The organism is Streptomyces sp. NBC_01283 (assembly GCF_041435335.1).
Lineage (GTDB): Bacteria > Actinomycetota > Actinomycetes > Streptomycetales > Streptomycetaceae > Streptomyces.
The window spans coordinates 4,973,190-4,989,694 of record NZ_CP108430.1; the positions used below are offsets into that span (position 1 = coordinate 4,973,190).

At 70.5% G+C, this 16,505-nt stretch carries 19 protein-coding genes; 10 read left to right on the forward strand and 9 right to left on the reverse strand.

The genetic code is table 11. The annotated features are described in order from the left end of the window. The first annotated feature begins 45 nt into the window (after window positions 1–45). Window positions 46–561, forward strand: coding sequence for a hypothetical protein (locus OG302_RS22750; protein ID WP_371528456.1), 516 nt, complete (start codon window positions 46–48; stop codon window positions 559–561). Between the two features lie 78 nt (window positions 562–639). Here the strand turns inward: OG302_RS22750 and mshD are convergent, their stop codons facing one another. Then, window positions 640–1,563 carry a mycothiol synthase gene (mshD, locus tag OG302_RS22755; protein WP_371528457.1) on the reverse strand — a complete coding sequence of 308 codons (924 nt, stop codon included), beginning with the start codon at window positions 1,561–1,563 and terminating at the stop codon, window positions 640–642. A gap of 270 nt (window positions 1,564–1,833) precedes the next feature. Here mshD and OG302_RS22760 point away from each other — a divergent pair, with 270 nt between their 5' ends. Together OG302_RS22760 and OG302_RS22765 are read left to right on the forward strand one after the other, a co-directional pair. Then, the gene (locus OG302_RS22760) at window positions 1,834–3,663 is read left to right on the forward strand and encodes a bifunctional UDP-sugar hydrolase/5'-nucleotidase (protein WP_371528458.1); all 1,830 of its coding nucleotides are present in this window, start codon (window positions 1,834–1,836) and stop codon (window positions 3,661–3,663) included. A 97-nt stretch (window positions 3,664–3,760) separates the two neighbouring features. Further along, complete coding sequence (locus OG302_RS22765; RefSeq protein ID WP_371528459.1) at window positions 3,761–5,077, forward strand: DUF2993 domain-containing protein; 1,317 nt, start codon at window positions 3,761–3,763, stop codon at window positions 5,075–5,077. A 17-nt stretch (window positions 5,078–5,094) separates the two neighbouring features. On the opposite strand, the gene OG302_RS22770 is transcribed toward OG302_RS22765, so the two are convergent. The 6 genes from OG302_RS22770 to OG302_RS22795 all read right to left on the reverse strand — a co-directional run bounded on the left by OG302_RS22770 (window position 5,095) and on the right by OG302_RS22795 (window position 10,570). Next, window positions 5,095–6,474, reverse strand: coding sequence for a sensor histidine kinase (locus tag OG302_RS22770; RefSeq protein WP_371750196.1), 1,380 nt, complete (start codon window positions 6,472–6,474; stop codon window positions 5,095–5,097). A 26-nt stretch (window positions 6,475–6,500) separates the two neighbouring features. Next, complete coding sequence (locus OG302_RS22775; RefSeq protein WP_371528460.1) at window positions 6,501–7,238, reverse strand: response regulator transcription factor; 738 nt, start codon at window positions 7,236–7,238, stop codon at window positions 6,501–6,503. Window positions 7,239–7,304: 66 nt separating this feature from the next. Beyond that, window positions 7,305–7,529: a hypothetical protein gene (locus tag OG302_RS22780; protein WP_371528461.1), complete on the reverse strand. Its 225-nt coding sequence runs from the start codon at window positions 7,527–7,529 to the stop codon at window positions 7,305–7,307. A 35-nt stretch (window positions 7,530–7,564) separates the two neighbouring features. Next, window positions 7,565–8,584: a S1C family serine protease gene (locus tag OG302_RS22785; RefSeq protein WP_371528462.1), complete on the reverse strand. Its 1,020-nt coding sequence runs from the start codon at window positions 8,582–8,584 to the stop codon at window positions 7,565–7,567. Between the two features lie 103 nt (window positions 8,585–8,687). After that, window positions 8,688–9,710 carry a LacI family DNA-binding transcriptional regulator gene (locus tag OG302_RS22790; protein WP_371528463.1) on the reverse strand — a complete coding sequence of 341 codons (1,023 nt, stop codon included), beginning with the start codon at window positions 9,708–9,710 and terminating at the stop codon, window positions 8,688–8,690. A gap of 23 nt (window positions 9,711–9,733) precedes the next feature. Then, on the reverse strand, window positions 9,734–10,570 hold the full coding sequence (locus OG302_RS22795) for a response regulator transcription factor (RefSeq protein ID WP_371528464.1): 837 nt from the start codon (window positions 10,568–10,570) through the stop codon (window positions 9,734–9,736). 233 nt (window positions 10,571–10,803) lie between these two features. Here OG302_RS22795 and OG302_RS22800 point away from each other — a divergent pair, with 233 nt between their 5' ends. From OG302_RS22800 to OG302_RS22830, 7 genes are all read left to right on the forward strand, one after another. Beyond that, window positions 10,804–11,679, forward strand: coding sequence for an alpha/beta hydrolase (locus OG302_RS22800; protein ID WP_371528465.1), 876 nt, complete (start codon window positions 10,804–10,806; stop codon window positions 11,677–11,679). Then, window positions 11,673–11,927, forward strand: a complete 255-nt coding sequence (locus OG302_RS22805; protein ID WP_361831896.1) for a MoaD/ThiS family protein — start codon at window positions 11,673–11,675, stop codon at window positions 11,925–11,927. The genes OG302_RS22800 and OG302_RS22805 overlap by 7 nt, the downstream gene beginning before the upstream one ends. A gap of 8 nt (window positions 11,928–11,935) precedes the next feature. Beyond that, window positions 11,936–13,183: a hypothetical protein gene (locus OG302_RS22810; protein ID WP_371528466.1), complete on the forward strand. Its 1,248-nt coding sequence runs from the start codon at window positions 11,936–11,938 to the stop codon at window positions 13,181–13,183. Between the two features lie 138 nt (window positions 13,184–13,321). After that, entirely contained in the window at window positions 13,322–14,071 is a 750-nt protein-coding gene (locus tag OG302_RS22815) for a DUF2993 domain-containing protein (protein ID WP_371528467.1), read from the forward strand. Window positions 14,072–14,297: 226 nt separating this feature from the next. After that, entirely contained in the window at window positions 14,298–14,378 is an 81-nt protein-coding gene (locus OG302_RS22820) for a putative leader peptide (protein WP_351007875.1), read from the forward strand. 164 nt (window positions 14,379–14,542) lie between these two features. Further along, complete coding sequence (locus OG302_RS22825; protein WP_361831902.1) at window positions 14,543–15,388, forward strand: sulfurtransferase; 846 nt, start codon at window positions 14,543–14,545, stop codon at window positions 15,386–15,388. A gap of 47 nt (window positions 15,389–15,435) precedes the next feature. Continuing rightward, window positions 15,436–15,723, forward strand: coding sequence for a DUF1416 domain-containing protein (locus OG302_RS22830; protein WP_160505842.1), 288 nt, complete (start codon window positions 15,436–15,438; stop codon window positions 15,721–15,723). A 116-nt stretch (window positions 15,724–15,839) separates the two neighbouring features. Here the strand turns inward: OG302_RS22830 and OG302_RS22835 are convergent, their stop codons facing one another. Further along, complete coding sequence (locus OG302_RS22835) at window positions 15,840–16,097, reverse strand: DUF3099 domain-containing protein (RefSeq protein WP_371528468.1); 258 nt, start codon at window positions 16,095–16,097, stop codon at window positions 15,840–15,842. Between the two features lie 24 nt (window positions 16,098–16,121). Further along, window positions 16,122–16,484, reverse strand: a complete 363-nt coding sequence (locus OG302_RS22840) for a DsrE family protein (protein WP_371528469.1) — start codon at window positions 16,482–16,484, stop codon at window positions 16,122–16,124. Between the last annotated feature and the right edge of the window lie 21 nt (window positions 16,485–16,505).

Here is a 16,505-nt window from a genome sequence, read left to right on the forward strand (position 1 = left end):
CATTGACGTGAACATGTATGGAAAGTCGGGGGACTTACCTTGTCCATGCCTCCGCCGCCCCAGGGCGGCTACCAGCAGCCTCAGCAGCCGTATGGGCAGCAACAACAGCAGTACGGGCAGCCGTACGGCCAGCAGCCCTACGGGCAGCAGCAGTTCGCACCGCCTCAGCCCCAGCAGCCCCACCCGCCTCAGCCTCAGCGCCCGCGTGGCGGTGGCGGTGGCTCCTTCAACCGGCAGTCACCGCTGATGAAGGTGGTGGTCCTGCTCATCGCAGGTGTCATCGCGGGCGTCTGGTGGTACTCCAGCCGCGGCAACACCACCGGCCCCGGCAGCGAGGCCGCCAAGTCGCCCGCGGCTGCCGAGGTCGGTGACTGCGTACAGAACAAGGGGTCGCAGAGCAGCCCGGACATGGAGACCGTCGGCTGCTCCGAGGCGACGGCGGAGTACAAGGTCACGAGCAAGTACGAAACCGAGTGCGAGCCGGGCCAGTCCCGCTACGAGCAGACCCGGCGCGGCCGGGTGCAGTACAGCATGTGCCTGGAGCCGATCGAGCCGAAGTAGGCGAGAGGGCCCGGACAGCAGGAAGGGCGCGGTGTTCCCCCGGGGAACACCGCGCCCTTCCTGTCTTCCGTAAGTCGATCAGGACTCCGTCCGGTACATCAGATCCGTCTCGTGCGTGACGAACCCGAGCCGTTCGTAGACGCTCACCGCCGCCTTGTTGTCCGCGTCCACGTACAGCATCGCGGTCGGCAGGCCCGCCCCCGCCAGGTGGTTCAGGCCGATGGTCGTGAGCGCCTTGCCGAGGCCGCCGCCCTGCGCGCCGGACCGCACCCCCAGGACGTACACCTCGCCGAGGCCCTCGTCCGCGTGCACCTTGGTCCAGTGGAAGCCGACCAGCTCGCCGTCCTTCTCGGCCAGGAAGAAGCCCGCCGGGTCGAACCACGGCTCGGCCTCGCGGTCGTCCAGGTCGCGCTGGGTGAGGGAGCCCTGCTCGGGGTGGTGGGCGAAGGCGTCGGCGTTCACCGCGAGCCAGGCCGCGTCGTCCTGGCCGGGGACGAAGGCGCGAACGGAGACGCCTGCCGGAAGTACCGGTTCGGGCAGGTTCAGGTCCGCCAACGAGCGCCGCATCTGCCGCAGTTCACGGAAGAGGGTGAGCCCGAGAACCTGGGCGAGGTGGCGGGCCGCCGAGTGCCCGCCGTGCGCCCAGATCCGCAGCCGTCGGCCGGACTCGGCGAGCAGCGCGGTGCCGAGCGCCCTGCCGTGTCCGCGACCGCGGTGCGCGGGATGCACGACCAGCTCGGCGGCGGGCGCCTCGATGGGGTCGGTGTCCTCCAGCTGCGCGTACCCGACGAGCTCGTCGCCGAGCCCGAGCAGCAGATGCCGCACCCCCGACCGGGCCCCGCCCCGCAGCTGGAGCCGCCCCTGCTCGGACACGGCCTGCTGGCCGTCCGAGCGGGCCGCTTCCGCGATGAGCCCGAGCACGGCGTCGGCCTGGTCGGAGGTGAGGGCGGCGACCGTGTCGATCTGCCGCAGGGTGGCGGGAGGCTGCTGCTCGTCAGTCATGGAGTCGAGGGTACGGCGACGGCCGGTCGAGCAGCAGATCACGGGCGTACTCGCGGACCGCGGGCCAGGGCACGACGGCGTGCGCGCACCTGCATCCCACCGCGCCCCTCTGCGTCTCTCCGCACCGTCACGCTTGCCCGAAGTGTCCGCAACGCCCCTGGCGGCAACCACCTCGTAACCCGTAACCCCCTGTCGCGCTACGCGCGTTGACCTTAGGCTGCGCGGAGTTTCACGCCCTCAGTCGTCTCATACCTCTCCCAGGGGGACCCCGTGCCAGCCACACCTCAGCCGCGTCGGCCCAGACGCCGCGCCACCCGCGTGCTCGCCGCCGCGGCCGGTCTCGCCACGATCGGTGCGCTGGCCGCCGCGCTGCCCGCGAGTGCCGGGCAGGACACGGCGGGAGAGGCGGGTGCGGCCGGCAAGAAGCGGACCGTCGACGTGCAGCTGCTGTCCTTCAACGACTTCCACGGCAATCTGCAGCCGCCCGCGGGCTCCTCGGGCCAGGTGACGGAGAAGCAGCCCGACGGGACCGAGAAGAAGATCGACGCGGGCGGTGCCGAGTACCTCGCCACGTCGCTCCGTACGGCCCGCAAGGGGAAGCCGTACAGCGTCACGGCGGCCGCCGGTGACCTCATCGGCGCGAGCCCGCTCCTGTCGGGCCTCTTCCACGACGAGCCGACCGTCGAGGCCATGAACAAGCTGGGCCTCGACGTCACCAGCGTCGGGAACCACGAGTTCGACGAGGGTGCCAAGGAGCTGGCCCGCATGCAGAAGGGCGGCTGTCACCCCAAGGACGGCTGCTTCGAGAAGGGCAAGGAGTTCAAGGGGGCCGACTACCCCTACCTCGCGGCGAACGTGACCGACGAGAAGACGGACAAGCCCATCCTCAAGCCGTACTGGGTGTGGAAGCACAAGGGCGTCAAGGTCGGCTTCATCGGCGTGACGCTGGAAGGGACGCCGGACATCGTCTCGGCGGACGGCGTCAAGGGGCTCAAGTTCCACGACGAGATCGAGACGGTCGACAAGTACGCCAAGATCCTCGACAAGCAGGGCGTGAAGTCGATCGTCACGCTCATCCACGAGGGCGGCGCCCCCGCGAGCCAGGCGTACAACTACGACTGTGACTCCCCGGGCGCGGGCGACGGCATCTCCGGCCCGATCACCACCATCGCCAAGGGCATCACGCCCAAGGTCGACGCCCTGGTCACCGGGCACACGCACGCCGCGTACGTGTGCAGCATCCCCGACCCGTCGGGCAAGGCCCGCATGGTCACGTCGGCCTCGTCCTTCGGGAAGCTCTACACGGACACGACGCTCACGTACGACCGCAGGACGAAGGACATCGTCCGTACGTCCGTGAAGTCGGCGAAGTCGGCGAACCACGTCGTCAGCCGAGAGCAGGCGAAGGCGCCCGACATGACCTCGCTCATCGCGCGCTGGGACAAGCTGGCCGCGCCGGTCGCCAACCAGCCCGTCGGGTTCATCTCCGGCGACATCCCGGGCCGTGGCGCCACCACCCCCGAGGCGCCGCTCGGCGACCTGATCGCGGACGCGCAGCTCGCGCACGGCAAGGCGCTCGACCCGGAGACGGATCTGGCGCTGATGAACCCCGGCGGCATCCGTTCCGACCTCGTCCAGAAGGCGAGCGGCAGCGAGGGTGACGGGGTGGTGACGTACGGCGAGGGCTTCACCGTGCAGCCGTTCAGCAACACGGTCAATCTCGTCGATCTGACCGGCGCGCAGGTGATCACCGGGCTGAAGCAGCAGGTGAGCGGGTCGAACGCGGCATCCCCGAAGATCCTGCAGGTCTCGGACGGCCTGACGTACACGCTCGACATGACGAAGTCCGGAGCCGACCGCGTCGTCACCGACTCGATCAAGCTGGACGGCAAGGCACTCGACCCGAACGCCACGTACCGTGTGGCCATGAACTCCTTCCTCGCGGGCGGCGGCGACGGCTTCGCCGAGCTCGGCAAGGGCACGAAGCCGCTGGTCGGCAGCGATGACCTGAAGGCGTTCAACGAGTACCTGACCGCCAACTCCTCGGCGGACAAGCCGATCGCACCGCCGAAGGCGGACAGGATCACCGTCGTGAAGTGAATGACGCGTTAACAGTCGCGCTCAGAAGGCGGCCGAAATCGGTGGTTACCGGGCGCAAGGCTTGGGGTGGGGTGTGAACGTATGGTGAAATCAGCTGATGCGTTCCCCCCACCGCATAGCCACGCTTCCGCCCGATCACAACCAGGCCTATCCGTCTGATGGTTGGCACGCCGAATCGGTTCCCCCAGAAGCAGCTCCCGAGGCGGTAGAGACCACCGCTCCGCTCAATCCGTACGACGAGCTCGGCGCTCTCGCTCCGAACCCGCTGGAGGAGTTCCTCCACGACACGGGTGACGAAGCGGATGAAGCCGACAAGTCGGACGCCCCGTGGCAGCCCCCGAACCACCGGCGCGGCAGCCGGGGCCGCAGCCGCAGCCGCCGCCGCAACCGGTTCGCCGGGCTCCCGCTCGCCGCGAAGGCCGTCGTCGCCCTCGTGGTCGTCGCCGCCTTCCTCGCGCTCGGTGACCGCTGGGCCCTGCTCTACGCCGAGCACGAGGCCGCGGAGAAGCTCAAGGACTCCATGCACCTGAGCGCCGCTCCCGAGGTCGACATCGAGGGCTTCCCCTTCCTGACCCAGGTCCTCGACCAGCGCGTGGACAAGGTCAAGGTCACCGTCCCGGACGTCGCGGCCGACCGGATCTCGCTCGCCCAGGTCTCCGCCACCGCCACGGACGTGACGATCACCGGCGACGGGCCCACCGACATCAAGGGCGCCCTCATCCGCGAGATGGAGGGCGAGGTGCTGCTCTCCTTCGACGACCTGAACCGTGAACTGGGCGCGTCCCAGGTCACGTTCAGCGGCCACGGCCATGACCAGGTCCTCGCGCGCGGCACGCTGCCCGTCGCGGGCCACGACCTGAAGCTGCGCGCCGACGCCCGCATCGAGCGCAACGGCGACCGCGGCATCTCCACCGACATCGGCAGGATGAGCCTGCAGATCGGCGACCTGGCGACCTACCGGCCCGGCACCCGCGAGTCCGAGGGCCTGCACCTCAGCAAGGACTCCGCGGACCGTCTCGCCGAGGAGACCGCCAAGGCGAAGGCGCTGCTCTCCGTGCCGTCGATCGTCGAGCGGCTCGACGTCCCGGACTCCGTGATCAGCGGCGCCCTGAAGAGCGACAGCAAGCTGCACGACCTCGTCGGCTCGCCGCGCTTCATCAACGACGTGATGGGCCTGAACCTCATCGACGTCGCGATGGGCCACCCCGAGCTCCTGAAGAAGCTGGGCCTGGACCCGGCGCTGCTCAAGGGCCTCTCCCAGCTCACCCGCCCCGTCCTCGCCGACCGCCTCACGCTCGCCTTCCAGCTGCCGAAGCTGCCGGGCAAGGGGAACGTCTGGCTGCAGGACGTGAGCGTGCAGAAGGACGGGATCCGGGTACGGCTCAGCGGTACGGGGCTGGGGATCGGCAAGTAGCGGTCCACCCGTAGGGGCTAGGCGGTGGCGGGCGGCGGGGTCGGCGCTCCCGGCAGGCGGACCGTCGCCACGGTTCCGCCGCCCTCGGCGGGCCGGAGCGCCACCTCGCCGCCCGCCTGGTGCACGGTGCGGGCCACGATGGACAGGCCGAGGCCCGATCCGGGGAGGCTGCGGGCCGACGGGGAACGCCAGAAGCGGTCGAAGACGTGCGGGAGTTCGTCGGTGGGGATGCCGGGGCCGTGATCGCGGACGGTCAGGGAGCCGTCCTTCAGGGCCACCTCGACGGTGGAGCCGGAGGGCCCGAACTTCACCGCGTTGTCCAGGATGTTCACGATGGCCCGCTCCAGGGCCGGGGGCTCGGCGCGTACGAACCAGGGGGCGAGGTCCGCCTCGAAGGTCAGCTCGGGTCCGCGCAGGCGTGCGCGCTCCAGGGCGGCGTCCACGATGTCGTGCAGGGGGACGACCTGCACCTTTCCGCCCTGCTCGGTGTCGGTGCGGGACAGCTCCTGCAAGTCGCCGATCAGTGCCGCCAGTTCGGTCATCTGCGCCGTGACGGAGGCGAGCAGGGCCTTGCGGTCGTCCGGCGGGATGGCGCGTCCGGTCTCCTCGCTGCGGGCGAGCAGCTCGATGTTCGTGCGCAGTGAGGTGAGGGGGGTGCGCAGCTCGTGGCCCGCGTCGGCGATGAGCTGCTGCTGGAGGTCGCGCGATGAGGCGAGCGACGCGGTCATGGAGTTGAAGGAGCGGGAGAGCCTGGCGATCTCGTCGTCGCCCTCGGCGGGGATGCGGAGGTCGAGGTCCTCGGTGCGGGCCACGTGCTCGACGGCCGCGGTCAGCTCGTCGACCGGGCGAAGGCCGGTGCGGGCCACCCAGAGGCCGGCGGCGCCGGCTCCGATGACGCCGACCCCCGCCACCGCGGCGAGCAGCAGGGCGAGCTTGTTCAGGGGGGTGTCGATCTCGGAGAGGGGCCGGGACAGGGACACGGCCAGACCGGTGTCCGGGTCCAACTGCGTCAGTACGCGCACCGAGGCGCCGCTCTCGGTCCTGCCGTCGCGCAGGGTGGGGGTGCGGGCGTGCCGCGCCACCTGCAGGTCCGACTCCGTGACCACCACGGGTGTGGAGCCACGCCCCACGCAGCGGGTGCCGTCCGGGTCGATGACCTGCACGAAGACGGTGGTGGTGCCGGGGGCCGTCTCGCCGTTCGGGGAGGTGCCCGTGTCACGGCAGTTGGCCGTGGTCTCCAGGAGATAGCCGCGGCCTACGTTGAGGCTGCGCAGCGAGTCGTCCATCTGGTCCCGCAGCTGTGCGCGGGTCAGGAGCCAGCACGAGACCGCGACGGCGGCCACGGCCAGGGCCACCGCGCAGGTCACGAGCAGCGCCAGGCGCGAGCGGAGCGGCATGTCCCGGTACCGGAGGATCAGCCTCTTCACTCGCCGCCCCCGCCCGAACCGGGCCGCAGCACATAGCCGACCCCCCGCACCGTATGCACGAGGCGAGGCTCGCCCCCCGCCTCCGTCTTGCGGCGCAGGTACATCACGTACACGTCCAGGGAGTTGGAGGACGGCTCGAAGTCGAAGCCCCAGACCGCCTTCAGGATCTGCTCCCGCGTGAGGACCTGACGGGGATGCGCGAGGAACATTTCCAGCAAGGTGAATTCCGTGCGGGTCAGCTCCACCGTGCGCGCCCCGCGGGTGACCTCGCGCGTCGCGAGGTCCATCCGCAGGTCGGCGAAGGCGAGCGTGTCGCCCTCCGCCGCCCGGCCCGCCCCGGCGGCGTACGAACTGCGGCGCAGCAAAGCCCTGATGCGGGCGAAGAGTTCGTCCAGTTCGAACGGCTTGACCAGGTAGTCGTCGGCGCCGGCGTCCAGGCCCGTGACGCGGTCGCCGACCGTGTCCCGCGCGGTGAGCATCAGGATGGGCGTCAGGGAGCCCGTCGCCCGGAGCCTGCGGGCGGCGGTGAGGCCGTCCATGCGGGGCATCTGGATGTCGAGGACGACGAGGTCGGGGCGGTAGGCGGCGGCCTTCTCCAGGGCGTCGGCGCCGTCGACGGCGACCTCCGTGCCGTAGCCCTCGAAGGCGAGACTGCGCTGCAGCGCCTCCCGCACGGCGGGCTCGTCGTCGACGATCAGGATGCGCTGCTGCTGCTCGCCTTCGGCGGGGCTCATCGGCTTGTGACTTCCTCGAGTACGGGTCCGGTCGCGCGTCGGAGTGCGGGCCGGACGGGGCCGGTATCAGCCTCGCACGCGGGCGCGGGGCTTGCGGCGTGCGGCGGGCCGGGACGGCGCCTGGGCCGTGGCCACTTCGGGGGCGCGGGCCGCGGTGGCACCGTGCAGTTCCCCGGCCACGGCGAGGGGGAGGCCGAGCCCCGCCGGATCGGTGTCGGGCAGGCTGCCCCAGCCGATGGTGACGGCGAGCGCGTGCCGAGCGCGGTTGACGGTGATCAGGGGTCCGGGCATGGCGGCCTCCAGGTGCTCCGGGGGAGTGGTCGGGGTCAGTTGGTGGAGCCGGCCCGCAGGGTGTCGAGGTCGGCCTTGACCGTGTTGATCGGTATGGCGAAACCGAGGCCGACACTGCCGGACGAGCTCGCCTGCGCGCCGCTCTGTGAAGACGAACTGGGCGAGTACATCGCGGAGTTGATGCCGATGATGTTGCCGTTCATGTCGATGAGGGCGCCGCCGGAGTTCCCGGGGTTGAGCGAGGCGTCGGTCTGCAGGGCCTTGTACGTGGTCTTCGACGACCCGGTGTCGCCGTTGAACTGCTCGCCGCCGTACTCGAAGGGCCAGTTGCCGCCGCCCTGCTGTTGCTGCCGGCCCTGGTCCTCGTCCGTCGAGACGGTGACGTCGCGGTCGAGGGCGGAGATGATGCCGCTGGTGACGGTGCCGGTCAGGCCCTCGGGGGAGCCGATCGCCACGACGTCGTCGCCGATCTTCACGTTGTCGGAGTTGCCGAGGCTCGCGGGCTTGAGCCCGGAGGCGCCCTGGAGCTTGATCAGCGCCAGGTCCTTCTTGCTGTCGGTGCCGACGACCTTGGCGGTGTACGTCTTGCCGTCGTTCGTCCTCACCTTGACGGAGGAGGCGCCGGAGATCACGTGGTTGTTGGTGACGATCTCGCCGTCCTCCGTGACGATCACGCCGGAGCCGGTGGCCTCACCGGCACTGGACTTCGCGCTGATCTCCACGATGCTGGGGCTGACCGCCTCGGCGACGCCGGAGACGGTGCCCTTCTTGCTGGTGGGCACGACGTTCGTGTTGATGGCGCTGCCCGACGTGCCGTCCTTGCCGGTCAGCTCCTGGAAGGCGTACGCGGTGCCGCCGCCGACGGCCGCCGCCGCGATGGCCACGGCGGCGAGGAGAGCGAGGGGGCCCTTGGCCCGCCGGCGCGGAGGCTTCGGCGGCTCTTCCGGTGCGAAAGCGGGCGGGGGCGGGTACGCGCCCTGCGTACCGCCATGGTGCACAGGCGCTGACGACTGCTGCTGGGGGTACTCGCCGCTGTGGCGGAAGGTCTCGGTCATGGGTTCTAGGCTGCTCGGCGTTCATGAGAGGCGGCTGAGTACGCCCTGAGAACACCGGTAGAACCTCGTATGCCCCATATAAAGCCCGCCCGGGGGCGGTGACTCAGCTGCAGCCGCAGGACTGCCGGACCACGAGGCGGGACGGGAACAGCTTCAGCCGCTCCCGGCGCGAACCGGCGACCCGGAGGCCGTCGTCCAGGACGAGATCGACCGCGGCGCGCGCCATGGCGGGCCGGTCCGAGGCCACCGTCGTCAGGGGCGGATCCGTCAGACCCGCCTCCTTCACGTCGTCGAAGCCGGCGACGGCGAGCTGGTCCGGCACATCGATCCGCAGCTCCCGCGCGGCCCGCAGGATGCCGATCGCCTGGTCGTCGGTGGAGCAGAAGATCGCCGTCGGCCGGTCCGGCCTCGCCAGCAGCTCAAGCGCCATCTGATACGCGTCATAGCGGTTGTACGGGGCTTCGAAGAGCCGCCCCTCCACCGAGCGCCCGGCCTCCTGCATGGCCCGCCGCCAGCCCTCGACGTGGTCGGAGACGGGGTCGCCGACGGTCGGGGTCTCGGCGGTGCCGCCGACGCACGCCACGTACTCATGGCCGTGTTCGAGGAGGTGCCGGGTGGCGAGCTGCGCGCCGCCGAGGTCGTCCGTGACGACGGCGACGTCGTCGATCGCCTCGGGCCGCTCGTGAAGCAGCACGACCCGCGCGTCCCACGCGTCGATCTCGGCGGCGGCCGAATCCGTCAGACCGTGGCTGACGAGGATGAGCCCGGAGACCCGCATGCCGAGGAAGGCCCGCAGATAGTGGGCCTCGCGCTCGTCCACGTAGTCCGTGTTGCCGACGAGCACCATTTTTCCGCGCTCGGAGGCCGCCTGTTCCACGGCGTGCGTCATCTCCGCGAAGAACGGCTGCCGCGCGTCGGGCACGATCATGCCTATGAGGTCGGTCCGCCGCGACGCCATGGCCTGGGCGACCCGGTCGGGCCGGTACCCCAGCTCTTTGATCGCGGCGAGTACACGCTCGCGCGTGGCCGGGGCAACCGGCCGGGGTCCGTTGTTGATGACATAGCTGACGACGGCGGTGGAAGTACCCGCAAGTCGCGCCACGTCATCCCGAGTCACCTTGGCCACGCGCGGAGTCTACGCGGATGGAACTACCGCTGGGCAGGGCGTACGGCAGCTTCCTTCGGAGCGGAGTCGGGGGCGGACTCCGGCGCGGGCGCGGCGGGTGCCGGCTGCCGCGTCGGGATCGCCCGGTGCTCGCCCTCGGCGGGCGGAGTGGCCGCCTTCGCCTTGGCTTCGTCGGTCGCACGTTCGACCTTTTCAGGGGTCACGAAGCGATAGCCGACATTGCGGACGGTGCCGATCAGCGACTCGTGCTCGACGCCGAGCTTCGCGCGCAGCCGCCGCACGTGGACGTCGACCGTCCGCGTGCCGCCGAAGTAGTCGTAGCCCCAGACCTCCTGGAGCAGCTGGGCACGGGTGAAGACGCGTCCGGGGTGCTGTGCCAGGTACTTGATCAGTTCGAACTCCTTGAAGGTCAGGTCCAGGACCCGGCCCTTCAGCTTCGCGCTGTACGTCGCCTCGTCCACGGAGAGATCGCCGTTGCGGATCTCCATGGGGGAGTCGTCGGAGGTGATCTGCTGGCGGCCCATCGCGAGCCGGAGCCGCGCCTCGACCTCGGCCGGGCCCGCGGTGTCGAGAAGTACGTCGTCGATGCCCCAGTCGGCGGTGACGGCCGCGAGGCCGCCCTCCGTGACGACGAGCACGAGCGGACAGCCGGGCCCCGTGGAGCGAAGGAGCTGGCAGAGGCTGCGGACCTGCGGGAGGTCACGGCGGCCGTCGATCAGAATGACGTCGGCACCAGGGGTGTCGACGAGGGCCGGGCCTTCGGCGGGGGCCACCCGCACGTTGTGCAGCAGCAGGCCGAGAGCGGGGAGCACCTCCGTCGACGGCTGAAGAGCATTGGTGAGGAGCAGCAGAGAACTCATCGCCGCCCACCTGCCTGGGTCGTCCTACGGTCGTGCACGTTTCGCTCGCCCATAACGTCGGTTCCTCCTCGGTCCCTGCGAGGACGTTTACGGCACTGCTTCGTACTGTTGCTTCCGTGGTTCCGAGGCCCGCGCCCTGGGCCTCTGCGCGCTGTCGTGGACAACGCGCCTGAAAGCACGAAAGGACCCGGGGGCTTCGCTGCCCGGATCCTCTGCCAAGGAGAATAGCCCACATGACTTCCGGTCCGGCAGGCCACGAGGCGGGAACTTCTGTGCCGCCGATCACTCGCACTCCGCCCCGCGTTCAACGCCGCGTAACGCTCCGTACGCAGGACGGAGTCCCGATCGAGGCGGAGTACGAACCCGGTCCGGACCCGGCGGGCGAGCTCGTGATCGTGCTCGCGCACGGCTTCACGGGCGGCATCGACCGGCCGCACGTGCGCCGCGCCGCGGGCGTCTTCGCGCAGCGTGCGGCCGTGATCACGTTCTCCTTCCGGGGGCATGGCGGGTCCGGCGGGCTCTCCACGGTCGGCGACCGCGAAGTGCTCGATCTGGCGGCCGCGGTGGAGTGGGCGCGGTCCAAGGGGCATGCACGCGTGGTGACCGTCGGCTTCTCGATGGGCGGTTCCGTGGTGCTCCGGCACGCGGCGCTCGCGGGTACCGCGCATGGGGGGCGCACGGAAGCGCGCGTTGACGCGGTGGTCGCGGTGAGTGCTCCTGCCCGTTGGTTCTACCGGGGGACGGCGCCGATGCGGCGGCTGCACTGGGTGGTGACGCGGCCCCTGGGGCGCGTGGTGGGCCGCCTCGGCCTGCACACGCGAATCCACCCGCACGAGTGGGACCCGGTGCCGCTCTCGCCGGTGGAGTCGGTCCCGCTGATCGCGCCGACGCCGCTGCTGATCGTGCACGGGGACCGGGACCCGTACTTCCCCGTGGACCACCCCCGGATGCTGGCCGCCGCCGCGCGGGGCGGGGCGGAGCTGTGGCTGGAGGCGGGCATGGGGCACGCGGAGAACGCGGCGGACGACGCCCTGCTCGGTCGGATCGCCGAGTGGGCCACGGCATCATGGACGTCGGCAACCGCCGAGAGAGAGGAGCTGCCATGGTGAACGGCACCATTCGTTACTGGGCCGCGGCCAAAGCAGCCGCAGGCGTCGCGGAGGAGCCGTACGCCGCCTCGACGCTGGCCGAGGCGTTGGACGCGGCGCGCGAGCGACACCCCGGTGAGCTGGTCCAGGTACTGCGGCGATGCTCGTTCCTCATCGACGGTGACCCCGTGGGTACCCGCGGGCATGAGACGGTACGGCTGGCCGAGGGCGGCACGGTCGAGGTGCTCCCGCCGTTCGCAGGAGGGTGAGCAGCGCTATGAGCGATCCGCGATATGAGGCGTACGGGGACTACGACCCCTACCGGGGGGAGTATCCGCCTGCCGAGCCGCAGGTCTATCCGCCCGAGCAGCAGCAGGGCTATCCGCCGGAGCAGCAGCAGGCCTACTCCGGCGAGCAGTACGCCCAGCAGCAGTACCTCGCTGCCCAGCAACAGCAACAGCAACAGCAGCCGTACGTGCAGCAGTCGTACCCGCAGCAGCAGCCGTATGCCCCTCAGGACTCGTACACCCAGCAGTGGGAGGGGCAGACCTGGGACACGCAGATCCAGCCCTCACCTGCGGTGGACGTGACGGAGACGGCCTACCTGCCGCCGCAGTCGTACGACTCGACGCCCGCCCAGACCGCTCAGCCTGAACCGTCCCGCACCGCGGGACACCTGCCCATGGCGGAAAGCGCGCCCGCGCCCGCGCCCGAGCCCGCCGCCGACTCCGCCACCTACGGCCCCGCCACCACCACCGGCAACCCCCGGGTCACCGACGCCCAGCGCGCTCGGGCCGAGGGGCGCTCGCCGGTCATAGAGCCCGGGATCCAGCCCGCCGCGCTGACCGCGGTCCTGGGGCTGCTGCTCGCCGGGACCGCGGCGATCGGGCAGTACGCCCTGCTCGTGCCGCTGATCCTGCTGCAGGCCGTCACCGCCGCCGGGTGGTTCCGGCTCAACGGGATGTGGCCCGCCCGGCAGGGCATCGCGCTCGCCTTCATGGGCGGTGTCGCCGCCGACATCGCACTCCTGGTCACCGGCAAGGAGAACGCGCCCGCCGCGATCCTGGGCACCCTCGGCGTCTGGGTGCTGCTCGTCCTCGTCCTCCAGCTGCGCAGCCGTGCCTCCGCCGACGAGCGGATGGCAGGGCTGATGGCGACCGTCGCCTCCGCAGCGCTCGCGATCATCGCCACCGGGTTCCTCGCGGCGTCCGAGGACGCCGCGACGGTGGGCGGCATCGCCGTCGCGGTCGCCGTGATCGCCCGCGCGCTGCCCCTGCCGACGCCCGCTTCGGTCGTCGTCGCGCTGCTCGCCGCCGCCGGAGCCGGTATCGCCGTCGGCGGTGCGACGGACTTCGGCAGCAAGGGCGCGCTGCTCGGCCTGGGGGCCGGTGTCTGCGCGCTGATCGGCCACCGGGTCGCCAGTTACGACTACCCGTCCCGCTTCGTGCACATGACGGCGGGTGTCGCCCTGCCGCTCGCCGCCGCGGCCCCGGCCGTCTACGTGCTCGGTCGTGCCATGGGCTGACCGGCACTCGCTGATCGTCACAGCTGATCGTCACAGCTGATCGACAGGTCCCCGGCCGGGCTCTCCCGCCGGGGACCTGTCCTTTAGGCTCGCGGCAACGACAGTCAGACGGGGGATCAAGGTGGGGGAACACCGGACATGAAGCGCTCCGTACGAATACTTCTGATCGTCCTCGTGATCCTGGGGGGCCTCTTCGTGGGCGCCGACCGCCTCGCGGTGAACTTCGCCGAGGACGAGGCGGCGGAGAAGCTGCGTACCAGCGAGGGGCTCGCCGACAAGCCCGACGTCTCCATCAAGGGCTTTCCCTTCCTGACCCAGGTCGCGGGCGGCACGCTCGACGACGTCGAGATCGGGATCAAGGACTACGACGCCACCTCCGGCTCCGACAAGATCCGCATCGCCGATCTGAACGCCCGGATGAAGGGCGTCGAGTTCTCCGGCGACTACAGCTCCGCCACCGCGGACACGGCCACCGGCACCGCCCGGATCTCGTACGACGAGCTGCTCAAGGAGGCGCAGGGCGAGCCGGTCCAGCTGCCGCTGGGTGCCACCGGCAAGGTCGTCGGGCTCTCGGACGGCGGCGGCAACAAGGTCAAGGTCGAGGTCGAGGTGAGCAAGGGCGGCGCGAAGCTGCCCAAGCCGGTGCACGTGCTGAGCTCGGTCCGGGTCGAGGGCGACACGATCAAGGTGAACGCCGACGAGATCCCGAAGAAGTTCGAGGTCATGGGTGTCTCGATCCCGCTCCCCGAGGGACTCGTCCGTGATGTGACCGACTTCGAGGAGAAGGTCACCGGGCTGCCGGGCGGCATCAAGATCGACTCGGTGGAGCCGGCGCGGGACGGCGTGGACATCTCGGTCAAGGGCACGAACGTGAAGCTCGCGGGCTGAGACCGCCGGGGTACGCCGCGAACGCCGCGTACAGCCGCTTGGCGGTACGAGGTTCCGCAGTACGAGACAGAGCCGTCCGCGCGATGGATACGGCGAGGGTGAACACGGCCCCTCGCCCCCGCGCGGGCGGCTTCTTTCTTCAACCAATCCCACATTGTGGATGATCGCGTCTCACCATCCGACACCCCGGTGACACGGCCGCCCTTGCGTCCTTACGATCGGACGCATGCAGCGACAGGCGGACCTCACGAAGCGGCGGGCAGTAGACCTGTGCCGCGTCGCCGCCATGCTCTGTCGCACCTTCTGAGCGGGAGCTCCGACTTCCGCATCCCCCAGGCCCGTTGACACCGTCAGGGCCACCCCGTGCCGCGTACGCAGCGACTCGACGCACCCGCGCAATCACAGCCCGTACGCGGCATCCCCTCGCACAGCACCGCAGCCCCGCCGTAACTGCCCCGGAGGAGAAGAAGTATGAGCCGCAGCGACGTCCTGGTAGACGCCGACTGGGTCGAGGCCCACATCGACGACCCGAAGGTTGCCATCGTCGAGGTCGACGAAGACACCTCCGCGTACGACAAGAACCACATCAAGAACGCGATCCGCATCGACTGGACCGACGACCTCCAGGACCCGGTCCGCCGCGACTTCGTCGACCAGGAGGGCTTCGAGAAGCTCCTCTCGGCCAAGGGCATCGCGAACGACACCACCGTCGTCCTCTACGGCGGCAACAACAACTGGTTCGCGTCCTACGCCTTCTGGTACTTCAAGCTCTACGGCCACCAGGACGTGAAGCTCCTCGACGGCGGCCGCAAGAAGTGGGAGCTCGACTCCCGTGACCTGGTCGACGGCTCCGAGGTCCCCAGCCGCCCCGCCACCGACTACAAGGCCAAGCCCCAGGACACCTCGATCCGCGCCTTCCGCGACGACGTCGTCAAGGCGATCGGTGCGCAGAACCTGGTCGACGTGCGCTCGCCCGACGAGTTCAGCGGCAAGCTGCTCGCCCCCGCGCACCTGCCGCAGGAGCAGTCGCAGCGTCCGGGCCACGTCCCGTCCGCGCGCAACATCCCGTGGTCGAAGAACGCCAACGACGACGGCACCTTCAAGTCGGACGACGAGCTCAAGGCCCTCTACGAGGACGAGCAGGTCGACCTCGCCAAGGACACCATCGCGTACTGCCGCATCGGTGAGCGTTCGGCCCTGACCTGGTTCGTCCTGCACGAGCTGCTCGGCCAGACCAACGTCAAGAACTACGACGGCTCCTGGACCGAGTACGGCTCCCTCGTCGGCGTGCCGATCGAGCTCGGCGCCAACAAGTAACCCTCCCCGAAGCCAGCAGTGACCTGACCAGTTAAGGACGAACGCATATGTGTGGAGCGAAGGCCGGCGGACCCGACGCCTCGACGATCAAGCCCGGCGAGACCACCATCCAGGGCCAGGTGACCCGCGACGGCGAGCCCGTCAGCGGCTACGTGCGCCTGCTCGACTCGACCGGCGAGTTCACCGCCGAGGTCCCGACCTCGGCGACCGGCCAGTTCCGCTTCTACGCGGCCGAGGGCACGTGGACGCTGCGCGCCCTGATCCCGGGCGGCACGGCCGACCGCACGGTCGTGGCCCAGACGGGCGGCCTCGCCGAGGTCGCGATCGCCGTTTGATCTGACGACAGCGGTCACTGACGGCTGGAGGGCCGCACCCCAGGGGGTTGGACGCCACTGGTACGGGGTGCGGTCCTTCGGCTCGTGATCAGCGGGCGCTTGTGATCAGCGGGGGGCTAGCGGCGGTGCTTGCCGTCCAGCTCGTCCCACCACTCGTCGGACTTCGGGTCTCCCGAGGGGTCGTCCCACCAGCGGTCCTCCGGGCCGCGGCGGTTCGCCACGATGGCGGCCAGCGGCGGGATCACCATCGCCACGACGCACATGCCGACGGCGACGGGGATGGACCAGAGCCGCACGACGCCCCACGCCAGGACGAAGAGGGCGATGCACGTGCCCATCATGGCGAAGTACGCATGGCGGCGTCGCGCGAACATGAATCCAGCGTACGACCGGGTGGCTCAGTACACGAGCGCCTGGGTGCCGTCCGTCATGGCCTCCTGCACGAACACCTGGGCGCCGGCGATCCGCACCCCGTCGATGACGTCCTTCTCGGTGATATCGCGGCGCGCCGCGCACTGTGTGCAGAGCGTGATCCGGCCCGCGGCCACGATCGAGTCGATCAGGTCGGGGAGCGGCGCCGCGTGCGGAAGGTCGAACTCCGCCGCGCGGCCCGGCAGCGCGAACCATGCCGACTCACCGGTCAGCCAGAGCGAGACCTCCACACCGCTGGCCACGGCCACGGCCGCCACCGTGAACGCCTGCGAGCAGCGCTCGGGGGCGTCGGCCCCGGCGGTCACCTTGATCACGAGCTTCTTCGCCATGGCCGCATCGTAAGGCCACGC